The sequence below is a fragment of the Microcoleus sp. A003_D6 genome, assembly GCF_036702825.1.
Taxonomy (GTDB): domain Bacteria; phylum Cyanobacteriota; class Cyanobacteriia; order Cyanobacteriales; family Microcoleaceae; genus Microcoleus.
Window position 1 is genome coordinate 14,268 of sequence record NZ_JAUBWA010000004.1, and the last position, 23,696, is coordinate 37,963.

The following is a 23,696-nucleotide window of genomic DNA, read 5'->3' on the forward strand; positions in this document are numbered from 1 at the left end:
GTAAATGACCAATCAACTATGAACAAGATAAATGGATTAGAAATTGCGATCGTAGGTATGTCTGGAAGATTTCCAGGTAGTAAAAGCATTGATGACTTTTGGGAGAATTTGAAAGCAGGAGTAAATTTAACTTCAACCTTTGCAAATTCAAGAGAAAGTAAATTAGGCGATCGCCAAATAAAAGTAGGCTCTGTTCTTGAGGATGTAGAACAATTCGATGCTTCTTTCTTTGGCTTTAATCCTAGAGAAGCAGAAACGATGGACCCCCAACACAGAATGTTTTTAGAGTGTGCTTGGGAAGCTCTGGAAAATGCTGGCTATGACTCTGAAATCGAACAAAGACCGATCGGAGTTTATGCGGGAACGGGAATTAGCACTTACTTGCTTTATAACCTTCATCCCAACCGAGAATTGATGGATTCAATGAGTTTCTTGCAAACTCTGGTTGGAGTCGATAAGGATTACGTTCCAACTCGCGTCTCGTACAAATTGAATCTAAAAGGGCCGAGTGTTAGTGTAGGAACAGCTTGTTCGAGTTCATTAGTGGCAGTTCATTTAGCTTGTCAAAGCTTATTAAGCGGCGAATGCGATATGGCTTTGGCGGCTGGCGTTGCTGTCAAAGTTCCTCAAAACGAACTAACACTATCTCCAGAAGGAATTATTTCTCCTGATGGAAAGTGCAGAGCTTTTGATGCTAAAGCAAATGGCACAATTGGCGGTAACGGAATAGGAGTAGTTGTTCTCAAGCGGTTGGATGATGCGATCGCGGATAGAGATTGCATTTATGCTGTTATTAAAGGATCGGCTATTAATAATGATGGTGGATTAAAAGTTGGCTATACTGCTCCCAGTGAAGAGGGTCAAGCGAGAGTAATTCGAGCGGCTCAAATTATGGCGGAAGTAGAGCCAGAAACAATCAGTTATATAGAAGCTCACGGAACCGGAACTCCTTTAGGCGATCCGATCGAAATTGCGGCGCTTACACAAGCTTTTCGAGTCAATACTGATAAGAAATGTTATTGTGCGATCGGCTCGGTCAAAACAAATGTTGGGCATTTAGATGCTGCTGCTGGAATTACGGGTTTAATCAAAACAGTTCTATCACTCCACCACAAAATACTACCTCCCAGTATCAATTTCGAGACACCAAATCCGCAGATAGATTTTGAGAATAGTCCGTTTTATGTCAACAGTAAACTTTCGGAATGGAAAGCTAACGGTAATCCTCGTCGTGCTGGGGTGAGTTCTTTTGGGATTGGGGGAACTAATGCTCATGTAATTCTCGAAGAAGCTCCTACACCAGCAGCTTCTAGTCCTGCTCGCGCCCAACAATTATTAATACTTTCAGCTAAAACTAATTCGGGATTAGACACAGCTACAAGTAATTTAGTTAAGTATTTAGAGCAGTATTCCGATATTAATCTTGCCGATGTAGCTTACACTTTGCAAGTTGGTCGTCGAGCGTTCAATTATCGCCGGATGCTCGTAGCAGATAACCTTGAAGATGCAGTAAAAACTCTCAAATCAGGCAATCCGCAAAGAGTATTTACTAATTTTATCGAATCAAGCGATCGCCCCGTGGTTTTCATGTTTACAGGGCAAGGGTCACAATATGTCAACATGGCGCGGGAACTTTATCAGAGCGAATTAATTTTTCGAGAAGAGTGCGATCGCTGTTTTAAATTACTTCAACCTTATTTAGGGTTAGATTTGTGCCAGTTGATTTACCCAAGTAAGGAAGAAACCGAAAAAGCAACGCAACAATTACAGCAAACTGCTATTACTCAACCAGCACTATTTGTTATTGAATACGCGATCGCCAAATTATTGATATCCTGGGGAGTACAACCCCAATCGATCATCGGTCACAGTATTGGCGAATATGTAGCAGCTTGTCTCGCTGGTGTGTTCTCTCTGGAAGATGCTTTGTCCCTGGTAGCCACTCGCGGACAAATGATGCAGCAACTACCTTCTGGGACGATGATTTCTGTCAGTTTATCGGCGGAAGAAGTACAATTATTTTTGAATAAAAACCTCTCTGTCGCCGCCAGTAATAGTCCATCTCTGAGTGTAGTTTCAGGAACGGTAGAAGCGGTAGAAAAACTCGAACGCCAACTAGCAGAAAAAGGCATAGAGTATCGCCAATTGCATACCTCTCATGCGTTTCATTCGGCAATGATGGATTCGATAATCGAACCGTTTTTACAAACAGTTAAAAAAATCAAGCTCAATCCTCCTCAAATTCCTTTTATCTCCAACGTTACTGGTACTTGGATTACTACTGCAACAGAAGCTACAGATCCGAATTATTGGGCGCGACATTTGCGCGATCGCGTGCGATTTTCTGAAGGAATTTCCGAGTTAATTAAAGATTCTCAACTAATTTTCCTCGAAATTGGGCCAGGAAAAACATTAACTACCCTGACTAAACAGCAAGCATCTGGACGAATCGTACTTTCTTCGCTTCCTCATCTCAAGGATAAAGAGTCAGATTCAGGATTTTTACTGAATACTTTGGGTAAACTTTGGTTAGCAGGAGTGCGGGTAGATTGGTCGGGATTTTATGCAGGTGAAAAACGCGTTAGCGAAGCTGTCCGCAGGAATCGCATCCCTTTACCAACTTATCCTTTTGAGCGTCAACGTTATTGGATCGATCCACCAGAAGAATCAGCTAGTAATCGTCAAGTAACCTTGGATAGAAAACCCGATATTGCAGATTGGTTTTATATTCCATCGTGGAAACGTTCTCTGCTCTCAACGCCTAAATCGAATACCATACAAGTTCAGTCATGCTATCTGGTATTTATCGATGAATGCGGTTTGGGTGTAGAATTATTGAAACGATTGGAACGGCAAAATCAAGAAGTAATTATCGTCAAAATCGGGTCAGAATTTGCCAAATTTGGGGAAGCAGTATATACTGTCAATCCTCAACAACCCAATGACTACAAGGCTTTGATTAAAGCACTTTTTGACCGAGAAAAGATTCCCAAAACGATCGCGCATTTGTGGACTGTTACGGGCGAAACTCAAAGATCGGGCTGGGAATGGATTGACCGATCGCAAGAAACAGGATTTTATAGTCTACTATTTCTAGCGCAAGCATTGGGGGAGGAGAACTTAAATGATGAGTTCCAAATTCTGGTTATTTCTAATAACATACAAGAAGTAACTGGAGATGAATTGCTCTGTCCAGAAAAAGCAACTTTGCTGGGAACTGTGAAAGCGATCGCGCAAGAATATCCAACTATCAATTGTCGCAGCATTGATGTTGTTCTTCCACCTTCGGGAAGTTTGCCACAAAAACTTCTAGACCAACTATTGACAGAAATCGTAGCTGAATCTTCTGATGCGATCGTTGCTTATCGTGGGAATAATCGCTGGTTACAAACCTTTGAGCAAGTTCAACTAAATGAAGCACTAGAAGAAACACCAGTTTTAAGAGAAGGAGGAGTTTATTTAATTACAGGTGGACTGGGGGGAATTGGTCTTGTTTTAGCAGAAAATTTGGCAAAAACTGTCAAAGCAAAACTGGTGTTAGTAGGACGTTCTGCGTTTCCCGATCGCTCGTTGCGATCGCAATGGTTAGCTACTCACAATGAGCAAGATAACATTAGCCGCAAGATCCGCAAACTACTCGAATTTGAAGAGTCAGGCGCAGAGGTTTTGGTAGCTACCGCTGATGTGACTAATTTAGAACAAATGCAGGTTGCGATCGCTCTTGCTCAGAAACAATTCGGTCAGATCGATGGCGTGATTCACGCTGCTGGGGTTCCTGGAGGCGGTGTAATTCAACGCAAAACGCGGGAGGAAGCTGAAAGTATTTTAGCTCCTAAAGTAAAAGGTACTTTGGTGCTTGATTTTATACTCAAAGATGTCGAGTTAGATTTCTTTGTTTTGTTCTCTTCTCTCGCTTCGGTGATAGGCGGAGTTGGACAGGTAGATTATGCTGGTGCTAATGCTTTTCTAGATGCTTTTTCTCACTACAAAAACTCCACAAATGGCCCGTTCACTACTTGTATTAACTGGGATGCTTGGCAAGAAGTGGGAATGGCAGCGTCAGCGGTGAAGCAGTTAGATCGAACTCCCGATATTGCTCAAGAAAAATCAAGTTCGGTAGAACATCCTTTGTTGGAAAAAACAAAAAGTGATACGATCGGGATCGAGCGACAAAACCAAACTGCTGCCAGTTCTGAAAGCCAAAACGTCTATTTAACTATCTCCTCTCCTGGCTTAGCAGAAAAGGAAAAATATAACGTATTAGCTTCTCCAAATCCCCAGTTTCATGCAAAAAGATTGCCAATAAAATTACTCGAAGATGGATTATTACCATCAGAAGGTATCAATGTTTTCAGACGAATTCTAGAGAGTAAATTGCCCCAAGTTTTAGTATCGACCCGCGATTTGACGACCTTAATTGAGCGTCATAATTCGGATAGCATACTAAGTTTCTCAGAAACCGGAGAAAAACCAGATTTATCCCAAGCAACACACCCCCGACCCGAACTGAGTAATGCTTATATTGCTCCCCTCAACGAGATAGAAAAAACGATTGCTAACATTTGGCAAAAGTTTCTAGGTGTTAAGCAAGTGGGTATCCATGACAACTTTTTTGAATTAGGCGGACATTCCTTATTAGCCACCCAAATTATTGCTCAGATGCGCCTAGCGATCGAGATGGATTTGCCGCTAAGCATCCTATTTGATACACCGACTGTAGCCGAAATTTCCCAGTACATCGAGAAGATTCGCTTGACCACTCAAAAATTTCAAGCGCCTATTAATACTGAATTAGATGACAGAATGGAGATCGAATTATGAAACCATCAATTGACGAATTTTTATTCAACATCAGCGAACTCGGTATCAAACTTTGGGTAGATAACGATCGCCTGCGCTGCAATGCTCCCAAGGAAATATTGACAGATTCATTGCGCGAACAATTGACCGATCGCAAAACGGAAATCCTGACATTTCTCAAAAAATTTAGCGAACATTCTAGTATTCAAGACCAAACATTGCCTTTGATTTCACCAGACCTAAAAAATCGGTATGAGCCTTTCCCGCTCAACGATATGCAGCAGGCTTACTGGATCGGCAGAACGGATTCTTTTGATATGGGGAATGTGTCGATCCACAGCTATACAGAAATCGATATCGTCGATCTAAATATAGACCGATTAAACTTAGCTTGGCAGCAGTTAATTAACCGTCACGATATGTTGCGAGCAATAGTTTTGCCAGATGGACAGCAGCAAATTTTGCCGCAAGTACCGCCTTATGAAATTCAGGTATTAGATCTGCGGGGAAAAGACGCTGAGGCTGTAGCTTTTCAAATAGAAATGATTCGCGATCGCCTCTCGCACCAAATGTTACCTCTCGAACAGTGGCCTCAATTTGAAATCGTCGCATCTCATTTAGATGGAAATAGCAGCAGGCTTTATATCAGCATCGATGGCTGGTGTCTTGATGGTAGGAGTTTACAGCTTTTATTCCGAGAGTTAAAAGAACTCTATGAAGATCCAGATCGCTTCCTCCCAACCCTAGAACTTTCATTCCGAGACTACGTTCTAGCTGTGCTCGATCTCGAAAATTCACCTCTCTATCAAAAATCTTTAAAATATTGGCTATCTCGTATCCCCACATTGCCACCAGCACCGGAATTACCCCTAGCACAAAATCCCAGCAATCTCAAAAACCCTCTATTTGTTAGTCTCAAATACAAATTAGAATCTCAAACGGTACAAAGACTAACAAATAGAGCGGCTAAAGGAAGTTTAACCTTAGCTGGAACTTTGATTGCCGTCTACGCAGAAGTGATGGGGCGCTGGAGTAAAAACCCTAGATTTACTATCAACGTACCTCGATTTAACCGCCTACCATTGCATCCTCAAGTTAACGACATCCTGGGAGAGGTAGCTTCATTTACTCTTCTAGAAATAGACAACTCAGGAAATGAATCATTTGAAGCGCGATCGCAGCGCATTCAATCGCAACTTTGGCAGGATTTAGAACACGACTATGTAACGGGAGTGCGAGTCCTGCGGGAATTAGCTAAGGTTCAAGGCAAGGCGGGAGGAGTCGCAATGCCGATCGTATTTACGACAACTCCTCAAAATGTGGATGATAATGCGATCGGAGATATTCCTCTGGGGCAAGTTGTTTATAACGTTTACCAAACCCCGCAAATTTGGATAGATAATATCTATTTTGTGGAGTCAGATGGCTCGCTAACCTACACTTGGCAAGTCGTAGACGAACTATTCCCAGCAGGGATGATAAATGATATGTTTGATGCAGCTTGTCATCTCCTACAACGTTTAGCTGATGAAGAGAACACTTGGCAAGAAACAACGCCGCAATTAATACCATCAGCACAATTAGAACAACGCGCAGCTATCAACAATACTGCTGCTGAAGTATCAGATACGTTACTCCACAGTTTGTTTGCAACTCAAGTTAAACAGCGACCGGAAAAAACGGCTGTGGTAACTTCCACTAGCAGCTTAACCTATCAGGAATTATTCGATCGCTCGAATCAAGTCGGTCATCGACTGCGCCAATTAGGAGTTCTTCCCAATAAGCTAGTCGCCATAGTAATGGAGAAAGGATGGGAACAAATTGTTGCAGTTATGGGCATTTTAGCTGCCGGTGCTGCTTACGTTCCCATTGACCCCGAATTGCCTGAAGAACGCTTATTTTATCTCCTAGAAAACAGCCAAGTTGAAATTGTTTTGACTCAATCTTGGTTAAAAGAAAAACTTGCTGGGCGTGAAGGAATTCAACTACTATGTTTAGATAATAAAGACTTAGTACAAGAAAGCAAACAAGCATTATATCCAGTTCAAAAACCAGACGATTTAGCTTATGTAATTTACACCTCTGGTTCGACTGGCAAACCCAAAGGAGTAATGATTACTCATCGCAACGTGGCGAATGTGGTTATCCACACCAATAGACGTTTTAATGTCAGTTACCAAGACTCTATCCTAGCTGTAACCGCACTCAATCACGACTTATCTGTTTACGACATTTTTGGTATTTTAAGTGCTGGCGGTAGCATTGTCATGCCAGATGCTGAAGCAGTAAAAGATCCATCGCACTGGGTAGATTTGATGGTGCGAGAAAAAGTAACTTTATGGAATTCAGTCCCGGCGATGATGGAGATGTTGGTTAGTTATGTCGAACAGCAATCTGCAACTATTCCTTTAAGTTTGCGTTTGGCAATTTTAGGTGGAGATTGGCTACCGATTTCTTTGCCAGATCGACTAAAATCTTTACTGCCAAATATCCAAATTCTCAGTATTGGCGGCCCGACTGAAACTACAATTTGGAACATCGGTTATCTCATCGAAAAAGTCGATCCAAACTGGAAGAGTATCCCTTACGGTCAACCGATGGCTAATGCCAAATATTACATTTTGAACGAATCTTTAGAAGATTGTCCGGTCTGGGTTCCCGGTCAAATGTACTGCGCTGGCGTACAATTAGCCAAAGGTTACTGGCAGGATGAAGAAAAAACTAAAACTAATTTCATCACTCATCCGCGCACGGGAGAACGGATTTATCGCACGGGAGATTTAGGTCGCTATTTACCAGATAGCAATATCGAGTTTTTAGGACGAGTAGATTTCCAAATTAAGATTCGAGGGCAGCGCATTGAAACCGGAGAAATCGAAGCAGCATTAACTCAACATCCTGATGTAAAAGCTGCTGTAGTTACTGTTGTGGGTAATCAGTCTAACCAACAGCGCTTGGTGGCTTACATCGTTCCCAAACATAAAATTTTTACCGAAAACAAGCTGGATGAAGCTTATGAACCGGGTGAACTTGAAGGAGTGTTAATCGATCCGGTAGAACGCATTGAATTTAAGTTCAAACAACTAGAATTGCGACAGATTGAACCCACTCAACCCAGTATTGAGTTGCCAAAACCTGAGTTTGATGAAATGATGAACCAGGCTTATTTGCAGCGTCAAAGTTATCGGCAATTTTTAGATCGAGCCATTTCTTTGGAACAGTTAGGTGAGTTTTTAAGTTGCCTGCTACCAATAACGCTGGATAGTTCCCCGTTACCTAAATATCGCTATGCTTCCGCTGGTGGCCTCTACCCCGTGCAGGCATATTTGTATATTAAACCTAACCGAGTGGAAGGGTTAGAAAGTGGATTTTACTATTACCATCCTACTTACCATCGTTTGGTGTTTCTGAGTGCGGCTAGTGAGATTAACAGCAGGATATATCAAAAAAATCAGCTAATTTTTGAGGAATCAGCCTTTTCCATATTTTTGATCGGACAACTGAGTGCGATCGCTCCGATGTATGGAGAAGTGACGCGAGATTTTTGTATGCTGGAGGCGGGTTATATCAGTCAATTACTAATGGAAACCGCGCCCAAATATGAAATCGGTTTGTGTCCTATGGGTTCTATAGAATTTGAACAATTGCGAGATTTATTTGCCTTAGAATCCAGTCAAATTTTACTTCACAGCATGGTAGGTGGAGGAATAGATCCAAGTTGGACTAAGCAATGGTTGGAGGAAAAACCTGCAACATTTCAGAATCATCACTCAGAATCATTAAATGATGAATTACGCGATTTCTTGCAGCAGAAACTTCCCGAATATATGGTGCCTTCTGCTTATGTGCTACTAGACGCTTTACCATTAACACGGAATGGTAAGATCGATCGCCTCGCCTTGTCTGCACTAGAAAGTCTGCTTCCCCAGCAGAGTGCGGCTTACGTTGAGCCAGTAACTGATTCCGAACAACTAATTGCAGGGGTTTGGCAACAGGTACTTCAACTCGAAAAAGTGGGAATTAATGACAATTTCTTTGAGTTGGGAGGGAATTCGTTACTCACGATCAAGGCTCAACTCAAATTGCAAGAAATATTTGGCAAAAAAATACCGATCGTTGATATGTTTAAAGCCCCAACGATTTCTTCTTTGATCAAATACTTAAATCAAAACGAAACTACAAGAACCTCGACCGAACAAGGTCAAGAGCGAGGCTCAATACGGAGCGATCGCCAAACATTACGAGGTCAACAACAACAATCCAGACAGAAGCATCGGGAGAGAAAATTTTAGATTTTTGAGTTGTGATTTTAAATGACCAATTGTAAACAATCAAAGGAGTTCAAATTAAATGAGTGAAGTGCATTTACAGAATGAGATGAATGGAGCGGAAATAGCCATTATCGGAATGGCAGGTCGTTTTCCCGGCGCAAAAAATATCGAGGTTTTCTGGCAAAATCTGCGAGAAGGTGTAGAGTCAATTGCATTTTTTTCAGATGAAGAACTACTCTCTTCAGGTGTAGACTCAACTTTGCTTAATAACCCTAATTACGTCAAAGCTAATGCCGTTCTAAAAGACGCAGATCGATTTGACGCTGAGTTCTTCGGCTTCAGTCCGAAAGAAGCCGAAATTTTAGATCCGCAACATCGATTATTTTTGGAATCTGCTTGGGAAGCACTCGAAAATGCAGGTTACGATTCGGAAACTTACCAAGGTTCGATCGGTGTTTACGCGGGTGTAGAAACTAACACTTATCTGCTCAATAATATCTATCCTAATTTTGGTCTATCAGATTTACAAACGCTGCTAGGAAATGATAAAGATTATCTATCTTCCAGAGTTTCTTATAAGTTGAATCTCAAAGGCCCGAGTGTCAGCGTTCAAACCGCCTGTTCTACTTCCCTGGTGGCTATTCATATCGCTTGCCAAAGTTTATTGAATGGCGAATGCGATATATCTTTGGCTGGTGGTGTTGCAGTTCGCGTTCCACAGAAGGTTGGGTATTTGTCTCAAGAGGGATTTGCTTCTCCCGACGGACATTGCCGCTCTTTTGATGCGAAAGCGCGGGGAAGCATTTTTGGTAGCGGTGTAGGAGTGGTGGTTCTCAAGCGATTAACAGATGCGATCGCAGATGGAGATTCCATTCATGCAATTATCAAAGGTTCGGCAATTAATAATGACGGCGCGTTGAAAGCTGGTTATACTGCTCCCAGTCCCGACGGTCAATCAGCAGTGATTTCCGAAGCTCAAGCGATCGCGGGAATTGAACCTGAAACAATAAATTATATTGAAGCTCACGGCAGCGGAACACCTTTAGGAGATCCGATCGAAATTGCCGCGCTGACACAAGTTTTTCAAAGCCGTACTACACAAAAAGCTTTCTGTGCAGTTGGTTCCGTTAAAACTAATTTCGGGCATCTCGGTGCTGCTGCTGGCGTAGCAGGTTTAATTAAAACAGTTTTAGCGATCGAACATCAGTTAATTCCACCGAGTTTGCATTTTGAAGAACCCAATTCCAAGATTGATTTTGCTAACAGTCCGTTTTATGTAAACACCAAACTTTTACAGTGGGAAACGCAACAAAATCCTCGCCGTGCTGGGGTTAGTTCTTTAGGAATTGGAGGGACGAATGCTCACGTAATTCTCGAAGAAGCGCCGCCTGCTCAAACTTCTAAAACGTCTCGTCCTTGGCAATTACTAATGTTATCTGCCAAAACTGACACGGCTTTGGAAACGGCGACGGCAAATTTAGCCGAACACTTGAAACAGCATCCCGACCTCAACTTAGCTGATGTCGCTTACACCTTGCAAGTTGGCCGTCGATCTTTTGATCGTCGGCGAACGGTGGTTTGCAAAGATATTCAAGATGCGATCGCTGCGCTTCAAAATCCCAAACGAATTCTTAATAGTATTCAGGATGGAATCGAACGTCCAGTCGCTTTTATGTTTACAGGACTGGGAACTCAATATGTCAACATGGCTTGGGAATTATACCAAGTTGAACCGACATTTCAAGAAACCGTCGATCGCTGTTGTCAATTTCTCAAACCTTTGCTGGGGTTGGATCTGCGAGATGTCATGTATCGCGATCGCAACGATCCGCAAACCGCCTCTCCATCAGGTTTCGATCTGCGAAAAATGCTCGGTCGCGGCGAACAACAGGCGGATGAAACAACTCAAAAACTTAATCAAACTTGTCTCACCCAACCCGCTATTTTTGTTATTGAATATGCTTTAGCTCAGTTGTGGATTTCCTGGGGAATTCATCCTGTAGCGACGATCGGTTACAGCATCGGTGAATATGTCGCCGCAACGCTAGCAGAAGTGTTATCTCTGGAAGATGCTCTTACTCTCGTAGCCAAAAGAGCGCAGATGATTCAAGAGTTACCAAATGGAGCCATGTTAGCGGTTCCTTTGGGTGAGGAAAAGGTGCGTCCTTTGCTGAATAAAAACCTCTCTTTATCGGCAATTAATGGTTCTGCTTTTTGCGTAGTAGCGGGAACTACAAACGCTATCGATGAATTGGCTGCTCAACTAACTGAAAAAGGTTTAGCTTGTCGGCGCTTGCAAAGTTCCCATGCTTTTCATTCTCAGATGATGGAAGCGATCGCTGAATCTTTTACCGAATTAGTGAAAACCGTCAATCTTCAAGCACCAAAGATTCCTTATCTATCAAACGTCACCGGAACTTGGATTACTGCCGAACAAGCTACCGATCCTAATTATTGGACGAAGCATTTGTGTCAACCCGTTTTATTTGCTGATGGGATGCAAGAGTTGTGGAAAAAACACAAACCGATTCTATTAGAAATTGGACCGGGACAGACATTGTGCAGCTTAGGATTACAATGTTTAGAAAATGTTGCGATCGCGGATAAAGTCGCGTTACCTTCGCTGCGAGATGCTTACAATCAACAGTCAGATTTGGCTTTCTTGTTCAACACTTTGGGTCAGCTTTGGCTTTCAGGAGTCAAGATAGATTGGTCGAGACTTTATACCCGCGATCGCCATCATCGGATTCCGTTACCGACTTATCCATTCGATCGTCAGCGTTACTGGATCGAACCACCAGAAAATACGCCTAATCTCCATCTCGTTAGGAAAGATTTAGAACAAAAACTTGATATTTCCGATTGGTTTTATATTCCATCTTGGAAACAAGTTGCACCAATTGGAGCTTTTGAACTGAGGAAATTAATAGATAAAAAGCAATGCTGGCTGGTGTTTATCGATGCTTGCGGGGTAGGCTCACAAATTGTAGAGCGGCTAGAGAGGGAGAATCAAGATGTAATAGTGGTAAGAGTGGGAGAAAAATTTAGCCAACTCAGAGAGGGTGAATATACAATCGATCCTCAAAATAGAGATGACTACAATGCTCTAATAAAAGCCCTTAGCGAGTTAAATAAAATTCCCCAAACCATCGCTCATCTGTGGAACATAACATCGAGCGATCGCATACATTCAGCACTTGAGGAGTTAGAACAAACTCAAGTTTTCAGCTTCTACAGTCTGCTTTTTCTGGCGCAGGCACTGGGAGAACAAAATCTTACTGACTCTCTCCAAATCGCTGTCGTATCCAATAATCTACAGGAGTTAACTGACGAAGATGAATTGTACCCAGAAAAAGCAACTCTTTTAGGCCCATGTAAAGTTATTCCCCAGGAATATTCAAATATCACCTGTCGTAGCATTGATATTACTGTGCCCCGATCGGGTACTAAGCAATGGGAACAACTGATAGATCGACTGTTGGCAGAATTAGCTGTCGAGCTATCTGAGCCGGTCATTGCGTATCGCGGAAATCGTCGATGGGCGCAGTGCTTTGAGCCGCTACCAGTGCAAGATAAAACCTTACGCACAGCTAAGTTACGGCAAGGAGGAGTTTATATTATCACAGGTGGATTGGGTGGAATTGGACTGGCAATTGCCGAACATTTGGCAAAGACCACTCAAGCCAAGTTGGTGCTAATTGGACGTTCAGGATTACCCCCGAAAGCTGAGTGGGAGCAATATTTATCAAGCCACGATCGGCAAAATCTAGTGAGTACAAAAATCAAGAAAATTCAGCTTTTAGAGGAATTGGGTGCAGAAGTTCTCGTTATCAAAGCAGATGTTGCTAACCTCGAACAAATGCAAGCGATGGTTAAGGAAGTATGCGATCGCTTCGGGGACATTCATGGAGTAATTCACGCAGCCGGAGTTCCAGGTGCAGGTCTTGTTCAACTGAAAACGACCGAATTGGCGAACAGTGTTCTTGAGCCTAAGATGAAGGGAACACTGGTATTAGATGCTGTATTGAAGGATCTAAAGCTAGATTTTTTAGTTTTATTTTCTTCATTCACTTCAATTTATGGTGGATTTGGTCAAGTAGATTACTGCGCCGCTAATGCTTTTCTTGATGCCTTTGCCCATTACAATTTTTCTCGGCATCAAGTGCCTACTGTCTCAATTAATTGGGATTGGTGGCAATGGGATAGCTGGCAAGATGCACTGCTGTCATTTGAGCCACAGATGCAAGCTAGCTTTAAGCAAATGCGAGAGAAATACGGCATAACGTTTCAAGAAGGTATAGAGGCGTTAGGTCACATTCTGTCTTGTCAACTCCCTCAAGTAGTGGTATCAACGCGAAATCTCCAGGCTGTAATTGAGCAGCACGAGGATTTTGACTTAACCACTTTACTGGAAAAATCACAGAAGTCTCGCCCCGAATCAATTCACTCGCGACCTAGCTTAAAAACTGCCTATGTTTCACCTAGCAATGATACTGAGTATAGAATTGCTGGCATTTATCAAGATTTACTGGGAATCGATCGCGTCGGCATAAATGACAGCTTTTTCGACTTAGGCGGTAACTCTTTAATCGGGATTCAGTTAATTTCTCGGCTTCGCCAAGACTTCCAGATAGAACTATCTATTCTTTCCCTTTTTCAGTCACCATCTGTAGCTGAATTAGCTTTTGTTATTGAGGAAATCATCATCAACGAATTAGAAAAATTAACTGAAGATGAAGTTCGCGAACTTGTACCAGTTAATTCCGTGATATGACCAATGACTAATGACCAATGACTAATGACTAATGACCAATGACCAAAGGATTAAGTATGAAAATTCAAACAGTCGGTGTAATCGGAGCAGGTGTTATGGGAGTTGGGGTAGCGCAAAATCTAGCCCAAACCGGACATCATGCGGTGCTTATAGATATTTCAGATGATATTCTGGAACGAGCAAAACAGGAAATCAAAAATAATATCCGTTTTCAAGGGTTTTTTAACAAAAAAGAGAAAACTGAGAGTCCAAATGACATTTTGGATAAAATCACTTTTTCCAGTAACTATCAGTTCCTAGAAAAAGCGGAATTTGTAGTTGAAAATGTTACTGAAAAATGGGATATTAAAAAGGAGGTATACAGTAAAATAGACGCGATTTGCCCGGAAGAAACTATTTTTGCCGCCAACACATCTGCCATTTCCATTACTCGGATCGGTTCCGCTACCAAGCGTGCCGATCGAGTGATTGGCATTCATTTCATGAACCCAGTACCCATGAAGCCAATGGTGGAAATGATTCGCGGTTATCATACTTCCGAACCGACAATCCAAACCGCAAACGAATTATTAACTCAGATGGGAAAAGAATCTATCTTAGTTAATGATTCCCCTGGTTTTGTTTCTAATCGGGTGCTAATGTTAACCGTTAACGAAGCAATATTTCTGTTGCAAGATGGAGTCGCTTCTGCCGAACAGGTTGATAAAATTTTTAAATCCTGTTTCGGTCACAAAATGGGGCCATTAGAAACAGCAGATTTAATTGGTTTAGATACAATTCTCTTTTCGATAGAAGTCTTATACGAAAGTTTCAATGACAGTAAATATCGCCCCTGTCCTTTACTCAAAAAAATGGTAGATGCTGGATTGCACGGGCGAAAAAGCGGAAAAGGTTTCTATACCTACAGTCATTAGTCCTTGGTCATAAGTCATTAAAAATTACACAACATGAAAGCAGCTAAAGACAAAATCAAAAAATTCCTTTCTCAGTTTTTTGGCAACCATGAATTGCAGGATGATGAAGACATCTTTGCTTTGGGATTCGTCAATTCCATGTTTGCCATGCAATTGGTGTTGTTTATAGAAAAAGAGTTTGAAGTGACGATCGAAAACGAAGACCTGGAATTTGCCAACTTCAGGAGTATCAACTCTATGGTGTCGTTACTAGAGCGGAAAACCACCGTATTAGCGAGAGATTGAAAGATGTAATTTGATGTTGACATTTTGAGGATTAAGTGATATAATGAAACTCGAATTAACTTCTCAGCAAAAAGACAATTGCTCCTCTTTTAGAGCTTTTGTAGATGAAGAAATAGTTCCTCATGCCGATCGCATCGATCGCGAAGAAAGAACTCCGCCCGAAATCATCCAAAAGCTAGCTAACAAAGGATATTTAGGAGCCATATTACCCGAAGACTGGGGCGGCATTGGCATGGATGCGATCGCCTACGGTCTCCTAAACGAGGAAATCGGAAGGGGATGTTCTTCGCTCAGGTGTTTGCTAACAGTTCATTCTATGGTCGCGCATGGTATTCTCAAATGGGGCAGTAAGTTTCAAAAAGAGCATTGGCTGACTAAATTAGCATCCGGCGATGCGATCGCAGCTTTCGCATTGAGCGAACCTAACGTAGGTAGCGACGCAAAAGCCGTAGAGACGACAGCAACACTTTCTGGCGACTCTTATATCTTAAACGGGCAAAAAAAATGGATTACTTACGGACAAATTGCCGATGTTTTCTTAGTTTTTGCCAAGTGGGAAGGTAAACCCTCTGCTTTTTTAGTGGAAAAAAACAGTCCGGGACTCTCCATTAAACCAATTTTAGGAATGTTGGGTGTCAGAGGTTCGATGTTAGCAGAACTGCACCTAAATAATTGTCAAATTTCCCAAGAAAATCTAGTATGCAGACAAGGTTTTGGTTTCTCCCACGTAGCATCTTCAGCACTAGATTGCGGACGATACAGCGTCGCCTGGGGTTGTGTAGGAATCGCTCAAGCTTGCCTGGAAGCCTGCATTCAGTATACGAGTCAACGCAAGCAATTTGATGTTTATCTCAAAGAGCATCAACTAATTCGACAAATGATTACTGAGGCGATCGCGAATATCAAAGCCGCCAGATTACTATGTTATCAAGCAGGTTATCTCAAAGATATTGGCGACCCCAAATCAATTATGGAAACCTCGATCGCCAAATATTTTGCTTCTACGATCGCCACCAAAGTAGCCAACGATGCCGTCCAAATTCACGGGGGAAATGGTTGCAGCAGCGAATACCCAGTTCAACGGTATTTACGGGATGCGAAAATCATGGAAATCATCGAAGGTAGTACCCAAATTCAACAGATTACCATCGCTGACTATGGTTATCAAGAATATATATTCTCACAAAATCGCAGTTCGATATCTCAAGAATTAGTAGCAAGGACGTGAAAAAATGATTAGTTTAAATTCTGTGCCAACAGACAACAAACAAGAAAAAACACGCTCGATCAAATGTGTAGTTTGGGATTTGGATAACACCATCTGGAACGGCATATTGTTAGAAGGCGATCGAGTTTGCTTGCGACCCGATATACTCGACATCATCAAAACTTTGGATAGTCGAGGAATCTTACAATCGATCGCTAGCAAGAATGAATATAGTAGTGCGATCGAGAAACTAGAAGAAGTAGGATTGCACGAGTATTTTCTCTATCCTCAGATCCATTGGAATTCTAAGGTTTTTTCGATTAAAGAAATTGCTAAATTAATTAATATCGGGACAGATGCGATCGCTTTCGTTGACGACCAAGTTTTTGAACTCGAAGAAGTAAATTTTTCACTTCCTGAAGTCCTTTGTATTAATGTCGATCGCCTAGAATATCTACTAGAAATGCCAGAAATGAATCCTCGTTTTATCACAGAGGATTCTCAAAAAAGAAGGCAGATGTACCTCAGCGATATCCAGCGAAATCAAGCTGAATCAGAATTCATCGGTTCGCAAGAAGACTTCTTAGCTACCCTCAATATGCACTTGACGATTTCTGACGCTAAAGAAGAAGATTTACAGCGAGCCGAAGAATTAACAGTACGCACCAATCAACTAAACACAACAGGTTACACATATTCCTATGACGAACTGAATATGTTTAGTCGATCGGATCGCCACAAACTGCTCATCGCCAGTTTAAATGATAAGTATGGAAATTATGGAAAAATCGGCTTAGCTCTCGTCGAATATTCCGACAGCTTCTGGACTATAAAACTCTTTCTTATGTCTTGTCGCGTTATGTCTAGAGGTGTCGGCACAGTTTTGCTAAATTATCTGCTCGAACTCGCCAAGGATAATAACGTTCCATTGCGTGCAGAATTTCTTTCAAACAATCGAAATCGGATGATGTACATCGCTTATAAATTTTCAGGATTCAAAGAAATCGATCGCAACGGCGAGCTGGTAATTCTCGAAAACGATCTACAAACAATTCAACCTTATCCCAAGTATATGAACATCGAAATCATCAATTAGAAAAATCACTATTCATCTGCGCTCAAAGAAATATACCAACAGCTTATCAAAAAATGGACATAAACAAACAACAAATACTAGCAAAACGCGATGGACTTTCCCCCGCCAAACAAGCACTTCTCGCCAAACGCTTGCGGGGTGAAATTCAGCCTGATTCCCCAATAAATCTTATTTCCAAACGCGATCGTATCAATCCTGCACCGCTGTCCTTTCCTCAACAAAGACTGTGGTTACTCCAACAAATCGATCGCGACAATTCTGCTTACAACGAACAGGGAGCAATAGAACTCAAAGGTGAGCTTAATGTAGCAGCACTAGAGAGCAGTCTCAACGAAATTATAGAACGCCACGAATCCCTGCGAACTACTTTCAAAATGATGGAAGGACAACCAGTCCAAATCATTTCTCCATCTCTCACTATAAAGTTACCAATAGTCAATTTATCCGACTTGCCTTTATCAGAACAAAACAACCAAATCCAGCAACTTACGGTTGAACAAAGCCAATCACCCTTTGACTTATCTCAAGGGCCATTATTGCGTTGGATGCTGTTACAAATTGGTCAACAAGATTACGTGCTGCTAGTTACCATGCACCACATTATTTATGATGGCTGGTCTTATGGCGTACTGATGCGCGAATTAGCAGCACTTTACGAAGCATTTTCCAACAGCAAATCATCCCCTCTTAGCGAACTACCGATCCAGTATGCCGACTTTGCTTTATGGCAGCAACAGTCCCTAAAAGGAGAGGTTCTGGAAACACAAATTGCCTATTGGAAGCAGCAGTTGAGTAACACTCCTCCCGTGCTACAATTACCCACAGATTATCCTCGACCCGCCGTACAAACCTTCGGAGGTGCGAGGAAAACTTTCTCTATAACGGCGGAATTAACTAAAGCACTCAAGGCGCTAAGTCAGAACGAAAATGCAACTTTTTTTATGACATTGTTAGCCGCTTTTAAAATCTTGCTGTATCGCTACACGGGAATTGAAGATATCGCGATCGGTTCCCCCATTGCTAACCGCAACATGAGCGAAATAGAACAATTAATTGGCTGTTTTGTCAATACTTTAGTGCTGCGAACTGACTTATCTGGCAATCCTACTTTTCGGGAATTGTTAAGTCGAGTACGTCAAGTGTGCGTAGGAGCATACGCTCATTGCGATGTGCCATTTGAAAAGTTGGTCGAGACACTGCAACCGCAACGATCTTTGAGTTACACGCCTTTATTTCAGGTAATGTTCGCACTTCAAAATACCCCGATATCAGCGTTAGAGTTATCGGGGTTGACGGTGAGTAGTTTGGATAGCGATAGAGGTACTGCGAAATTCGATTTGAGTTTGTATATAGAAGAAAGAGGTGAGGAATTCATGGCAACTATAGAATACAATACCGACTTATTCGAGGCAGCTACGATCGCGAGAACGAGCGAGCATTTCCAGCACTTACTCGCAGGAATTGTCGCCAATCCCGATCGACCTTTGAATGAATTACCACTATTAACATCATCTGAAAAACAGCAGTTTTTAGATTGGAATTGCACTCAAACAGATTACCCCAAAAATGCTTGTATTCACCAGCTATTTGAAGCTCAGGTAGAAAAAACGCCCGATGCAGTTGCAGTAGTATTTAAAGATCGACAGTTAACATATCGAGAACTCAATCAACAAGCCGATCGCTTGGCGGATTATCTGAGAGAATTAGGAGTGCGATCGGAAGTTTTGGTAGGAATTTGTGTAGAGCGATCGCTCGAAATGGTAGTCGGACTTTTAGGCATCCTAAAGGCTGGTGGAGCTTACGTACCATTAGATCCCGCCTATCCCCAAGAGCGTCTGAATTTTATGTTATCTGATGCTCGAGTTTCAGTATTATTAACTCGCGAATCTTTAATTAAAGAACTACCAGCTTTAAGTAGAAATATAACTCCCATAGTTGTTTATTTCGATCGCGAATGGGACACAATCTCCAATCCAAAATCTAAAATCCAAAATCCAAAATTGTCTGACCACCTCGCCTACGTCCTCTACACTTCAGGTTCTACCGGGACACCCAAAGGCGTACTCGGTCGCCATCGCAGCGCCGTTAATCGCTTGAATTGGAATCCTTATCCTTTTGAACAAGGGGAGATTTGCTGTCAGAAAACATCGTTAAATTTTATAGATTCAGTTTGGGAAATTTTTGCTCCGTTGCTGCACGGACTGCGAACTGTCATCATTCCCGATGAAATAGTAAAAGACCCTTATCAACTGGTTCAAACTTTATCTCAGCAACAGGTTACGCGCCTTGTTTTAGTGCCATCATTGTTGCGCGTCTTATTAGAAATTTTTCCAGATTTACAAAGCCGACTTCCCAAACTCAAGTATTGGGTTAGCAGTGGAGAAACTTTGTCGGTGGAACTATGTCAGCGCTTCCAAGAAAGGATGCCTCAAAGTATTTTAATTAACCTTTATGGCTCCTCTGAAGTATCCGCAGATGTGACTTGGTACGACACGAACAAAAACCAATCTCTTTCTTCAATTGCGATCGGTCGTCCCATTTCCAATATGCAAGTATACGTGCTGGACGCGCACCTGCAACCCGTTCCGATCGGTGTTCCGGGGGAACTGTGCATTGGCGGCGATGGTTTAGCGCGAGGCTATCTCAATCGCCCAGAACTAACAGCAGAAAAGTTTATTCCCAATCCGTTTAGCAGTGAAAATGGCGCTTATCTTTATCGGAGTGGAGACATCGGTCGCTATCGATTTAATGGAGAAATAGAGTATTGGGGACGTAGCGATCGCCAAATCAAACTTCGCGGTTTTCGCATTGAATTAGGAGAGATTGAAAATGTACTTAACCAACATCCAGCAGTAAAACAAGCTGTGGTTTTACTCAGAGAAGATGAAGTAGATAACAAGCGCTTAGTTGCTTATATTGTCTCAGATACTATTAGCCTCGAACTACGCAGCTTTGTAGCAGAAAAGTTACCGGATTACATGGTGCCATCAGTTGTCGTACAGTTGGAGGCATTACCTTTAACACCTAACGGTAAAGTAGACTATCGCGCCCTACCAGTACCCGAAAATCGCCGTGATTTGAAACGGGATTACGTGATGCCTCAAACTGAAGCCGAGCGACTGATTGCTGAGGTTTGGCAAGAGATATTGCAATTGGAAAAAGTGGGGATTAATGATAATTTTTTTGATATTGGCGGGCATTCTTTACTTTTGGTGAAGGTACAAGCAAAATTGCTTAAAATGTTCGATCGCGATATTTCGGCGCTCGACTTATTTAAGTATCCTAGTATAAAGATGTTGGCGGAATATTTGACTCGAAAACACGATGGGGAACAACCGATGTTTGAAGAAGTTAATAGCCATGTCAGGAAGCAGGAAGAAGCGGTAGCCAGACAAAAAGAACTGTTTAAACAAGCTAGGAATCGTTAATATCAATTATTTTTTACCACAGATGAACACAGATTTAGATAAAGTTTTAGGAGAGGTCGAAATGGATAAATGGGAAGGAGAGAGTATGTTAGAACCAATTGCTATTATTGGGATGGCGGGTCGTTTTCCTGGGGCTAAAAATGTTGATGAGTTTTGGCTGAATTTGTGTGATGAAGTAGAGTCGATTTCAGTGTTTAGTGATGAAGAGTTGAGGGATGGGGGGGTAGAAGATAGTTGGCTGAATGACTCGAATTATGTGAAAGCTGGGTTCGTGTTGGATGATATCGAGATGTTTGATGCTTCATTTTTTGGTATGCTGGCAAAAGAAGCTGAAATTACAGACCCGCAACATCGTCTTTTTTTAGAGTGTGCTTGGGAAGCTTTGGAAAATGCGGGGTATGACCCGGAAAAATATGCAGGTTTGGCTGGTGTTTATGCGGGTGCTAACATGAGTACGTACCTGCTGAATAATATTATTTCAAATCGGGATTTATTGCAATCAATGGGTTATTTGCCGCTGGGGATTGGTAACAATCAAGACTTTTTAGCGACTCGAATTTCTTATAAATTGAATTTGAAAGGGCCGAGTATTAATGTTAATACGGCTTGTTCTACATCATTAGTTGCCGTTCATTCGGCTTGTCGGGGATTATTGAGCTACGAATGCGATTTGGCTCTAGCTGGTGGCGTGTCAATTCAAGTTCCTCAAAAAGAAGGTTATTTTTATCAAGAAAGTGGGATATTTTCTACCGACGCTCGCACTCGCGCTTTTGATGCCAAAGCAGGAGGAACTACTTTTGGCAATGGGGTGGGTATTGTTGTACTTAAGAGATTAGAAGATGCTTTGGCGGATGGCGATCGCATTGATGCGGTTATTAAAGGTTCAGCTATTAATAATGATGGTTCGGCGAAAGTTAGTTATACAGCACCGAGTGTTTCGGGTCAAGCTAAGGTAATTGCTCAGGCGCAAGCGATCGCTCGTTTTGCTCCTGAAACTATCACTTATATCGAAACTCATGGAACTGGCACTTCTTTGGGAGATCCCATCGAAATTAGAGCGCTGCAAGAAGTGTTTGGAGCGCAAACTAAGAAAAAGGGTTTTTGTGCGATCGGATCTGTAAAAACTAATGTCAGTCATTTGAATACAGCCGCCGGAATAACCGGATTAATCAAAACAGTTTTGGCGCTCAAACATCAGAAAATACCAGCCAGCTTGCACTTTGAAAAACCCAATCCCGAAATCGATTTTGCCAACAGTCCGTTTTATGTTAATACCACTCTCTGTGAATGGAAAACAGACGGAATTCCTCGTCGTGCTGGAGTCAGTTCTTTTGGCATTGGCGGTACTAATGCTCATGTCGTTTTGGAAGAATTTCCAAATCTAAAGGTAGCAGGAGAGAAAGAGAGAAAGTATCAATTGTTAGTTCTTTCTGCTAAAACAAGTTCGGCTTTAGAAACAGCAACGGCAAATTTAGCGACACATTTAAAACAGCATCCAGACCTCAATTTAGCTGATGTGGCTTACACCCTGCAAGTTGGCCGTAAAGTATTCGATTATCGCCGAATGTTGGTATGTGAAAATATTAACAGTGCTGTACAAGCGCTGACTCTAAAAACTGAGGAAAAAGGCAATAAAAAAATATTAATTCCCGATATTTTGCACTCCCACTACGAGGATTCTGGTAGTCGCCCTATCGTGTTTATGTTTTCCGGCCAAGGGGTGCAGTACGCGAACATGGCGCGGGAACTTTACCAGACTGAATCTACTTTTACTCGTGCTATTGATGATTGTTGCGAACTCCTAATACCGCACTTGGGAATAGATTTGCGTACCGTTTTGTATCCCAGTGAAGTAGGGGAAGAAGAAGCCGCACAACAACTGAAACAAACTTATATTACTCAGCCAGTATTGTTTATAATTGAGTACGCTTTAGCTCAGTTGTGGATGTCGTGGGGCGTGCTTCCTGAAGCTGCGATCGGTCACAGTATTGGCGAGTACGTTGCAGCAACTCTTGCTGGTGTGTTTTCCTTGAAAGATGCGTTGATATTAGTAACCACTCGCGGGAGATTGATGCAGCAACTTCCGGCTGGTGCAATGCTGGCTGTACCTCTATCGGAAAAGGAAATTGAACTAAATGAAGAACTTTCTATAGCTGTAATTAATGCACCATCTTTGTGTGTAGTTTCTGGTTCTATAAAAGCTGTGGACGAGCTGCAAAATCGTTTGATAGATAAAGGTTTAGATTGTCGTCGATTGCATACTTCTCATGCTTTTCATTCTGAGATGATGGAACCCATTCTCGAGCCGTTCATCGCAGAAGTTAGAAAAGTCAAACTAAAGGCTCCTCAAATTCCTTTCATATCCAATGTAAGTGGCACTTGGATTACTGAAAAAGAAGCAACCGATCCGAATTATTGGGGGAAACATCTACGCCAAACTGTGCGTTTTTCTGAAGGGATTGCTGAGTTGCTAAAAGAACCAAAGCGAATCCTCCTAGAAGTTGGCCCGGGACGCACTTTGAGTAGCTTTGCCAGAGAGCATTTAGAGAGGGATACTCAAACAATTGTACTTTCTTCGTTGCGCCATCCGAAAGATTACCAGTCAGATATAGCATTCTTGCTGAACGCATTGGGAAGACTTTGGCTAGCTGGCGTGTCGGTCAATTGGGCGGAATTTTATCGCCACGAGCGACGCGATCGCATTCCTTTACCCACTTATCCTTTTGAGCGAAAAAGATATTGGATTGAGCCTTCTAATTCAGCAGTGCCTGACAAAAAAATTACACAAGTAGACAATACAATCGAGGAGGAAAATGTAGGCGATCGCGAGATAGAAGAGATAATGGCTCAACAAATGGAGATTATGTCTCAACAACTAGATATCCTGAGAATGTATGGCTAGCTTTTATGCTTCATGGTTC

Annotated in this window: 9 protein-coding genes; all 9 read left to right on the plus strand. The window is 42.1% G+C overall.

Annotated features, from left to right (window positions below; all coding sequences use genetic code 11):
• The first annotated feature begins 18 nt into the window (after positions 1-18).
• Positions 19-4,821 carry a type I polyketide synthase gene (locus QUB70_RS02215; protein ID WP_332978109.1) on the plus strand — a complete coding sequence of 1,601 codons (4,803 nt, stop codon included), beginning with the start codon at positions 19-21 and terminating at the stop codon, positions 4,819-4,821.
• Entirely contained in the window at positions 4,818-9,092 is a 4,275-nt protein-coding gene (locus QUB70_RS02220) for an amino acid adenylation domain-containing protein (RefSeq protein WP_332978110.1), read from the plus strand. Before QUB70_RS02215 ends, QUB70_RS02220 begins: the two co-directional genes overlap by 4 nt.
• A gap of 58 nt (positions 9,093-9,150) precedes the next feature.
• Positions 9,151-13,845 carry a type I polyketide synthase gene (locus QUB70_RS02225; protein ID WP_332978111.1) on the plus strand — a complete coding sequence of 1,565 codons (4,695 nt, stop codon included), beginning with the start codon at positions 9,151-9,153 and terminating at the stop codon, positions 13,843-13,845.
• A 56-nt stretch (positions 13,846-13,901) separates the two neighbouring features.
• Positions 13,902-14,759 (plus strand): 3-hydroxyacyl-CoA dehydrogenase family protein, encoded by an 858-nt coding sequence (locus QUB70_RS02230; protein ID WP_332978112.1) that lies wholly within the window; start codon positions 13,902-13,904, stop codon positions 14,757-14,759.
• Between the two features lie 33 nt (positions 14,760-14,792).
• Positions 14,793-15,044 carry an acyl carrier protein gene (locus QUB70_RS02235; protein ID WP_332978113.1) on the plus strand — a complete coding sequence of 84 codons (252 nt, stop codon included), beginning with the start codon at positions 14,793-14,795 and terminating at the stop codon, positions 15,042-15,044.
• A 43-nt stretch (positions 15,045-15,087) separates the two neighbouring features.
• Positions 15,088-16,272 carry an acyl-CoA dehydrogenase family protein gene (locus QUB70_RS02240; protein WP_332978114.1) on the plus strand — a complete coding sequence of 395 codons (1,185 nt, stop codon included), beginning with the start codon at positions 15,088-15,090 and terminating at the stop codon, positions 16,270-16,272.
• Between the two features lie 4 nt (positions 16,273-16,276).
• The gene (locus QUB70_RS02245) at positions 16,277-17,347 is read left to right on the plus strand and encodes an HAD-IIIC family phosphatase (protein ID WP_332978115.1); all 1,071 of its coding nucleotides are present in this window, start codon (positions 16,277-16,279) and stop codon (positions 17,345-17,347) included.
• A gap of 53 nt (positions 17,348-17,400) precedes the next feature.
• A complete protein-coding gene (locus QUB70_RS02250) occupies positions 17,401-20,775 on the plus strand; it encodes a non-ribosomal peptide synthetase (RefSeq protein ID WP_332978116.1) in 3,375 nt (1,124 codons plus the stop codon).
• Between the two features lie 61 nt (positions 20,776-20,836).
• Complete coding sequence (locus tag QUB70_RS02255; protein WP_442927687.1) at positions 20,837-23,677, plus strand: type I polyketide synthase; 2,841 nt, start codon at positions 20,837-20,839, stop codon at positions 23,675-23,677.
• Positions 23,678-23,696 lie beyond the last annotated feature (19 nt).

What these genes read in the sequence shown, in the direction of transcription:
- QUB70_RS02250 (WP_332978116.1), top strand. Translation starts at nt 17,401, where the DNA reads ATGGACATAAACAAACAACAAATACTAGCAAAACGCGATGGACTTTCC.
- QUB70_RS02220 (WP_332978110.1), top strand. Translation starts at nt 4,818, where the DNA reads ATGAAACCATCAATTGACGAATTTTTATTCAACATCAGCGAACTCGGT.
- QUB70_RS02240 (WP_332978114.1), top strand. Translation starts at nt 15,088, where the DNA reads ATGAAACTCGAATTAACTTCTCAGCAAAAAGACAATTGCTCCTCTTTT.
- QUB70_RS02230 (WP_332978112.1), top strand. Translation starts at nt 13,902, where the DNA reads ATGAAAATTCAAACAGTCGGTGTAATCGGAGCAGGTGTTATGGGAGTT.
- QUB70_RS02215 (WP_332978109.1), top strand. Translation starts at nt 19, where the DNA reads ATGAACAAGATAAATGGATTAGAAATTGCGATCGTAGGTATGTCTGGA.
- QUB70_RS02245 (WP_332978115.1), top strand. Translation starts at nt 16,277, where the DNA reads ATGATTAGTTTAAATTCTGTGCCAACAGACAACAAACAAGAAAAAACA.
- QUB70_RS02255 (WP_442927687.1), top strand. Translation starts at nt 20,837, where the DNA reads ATGGATAAATGGGAAGGAGAGAGTATGTTAGAACCAATTGCTATTATT.
- QUB70_RS02225 (WP_332978111.1), top strand. Translation starts at nt 9,151, where the DNA reads ATGAGTGAAGTGCATTTACAGAATGAGATGAATGGAGCGGAAATAGCC.
- QUB70_RS02235 (WP_332978113.1), top strand. Translation starts at nt 14,793, where the DNA reads ATGAAAGCAGCTAAAGACAAAATCAAAAAATTCCTTTCTCAGTTTTTT.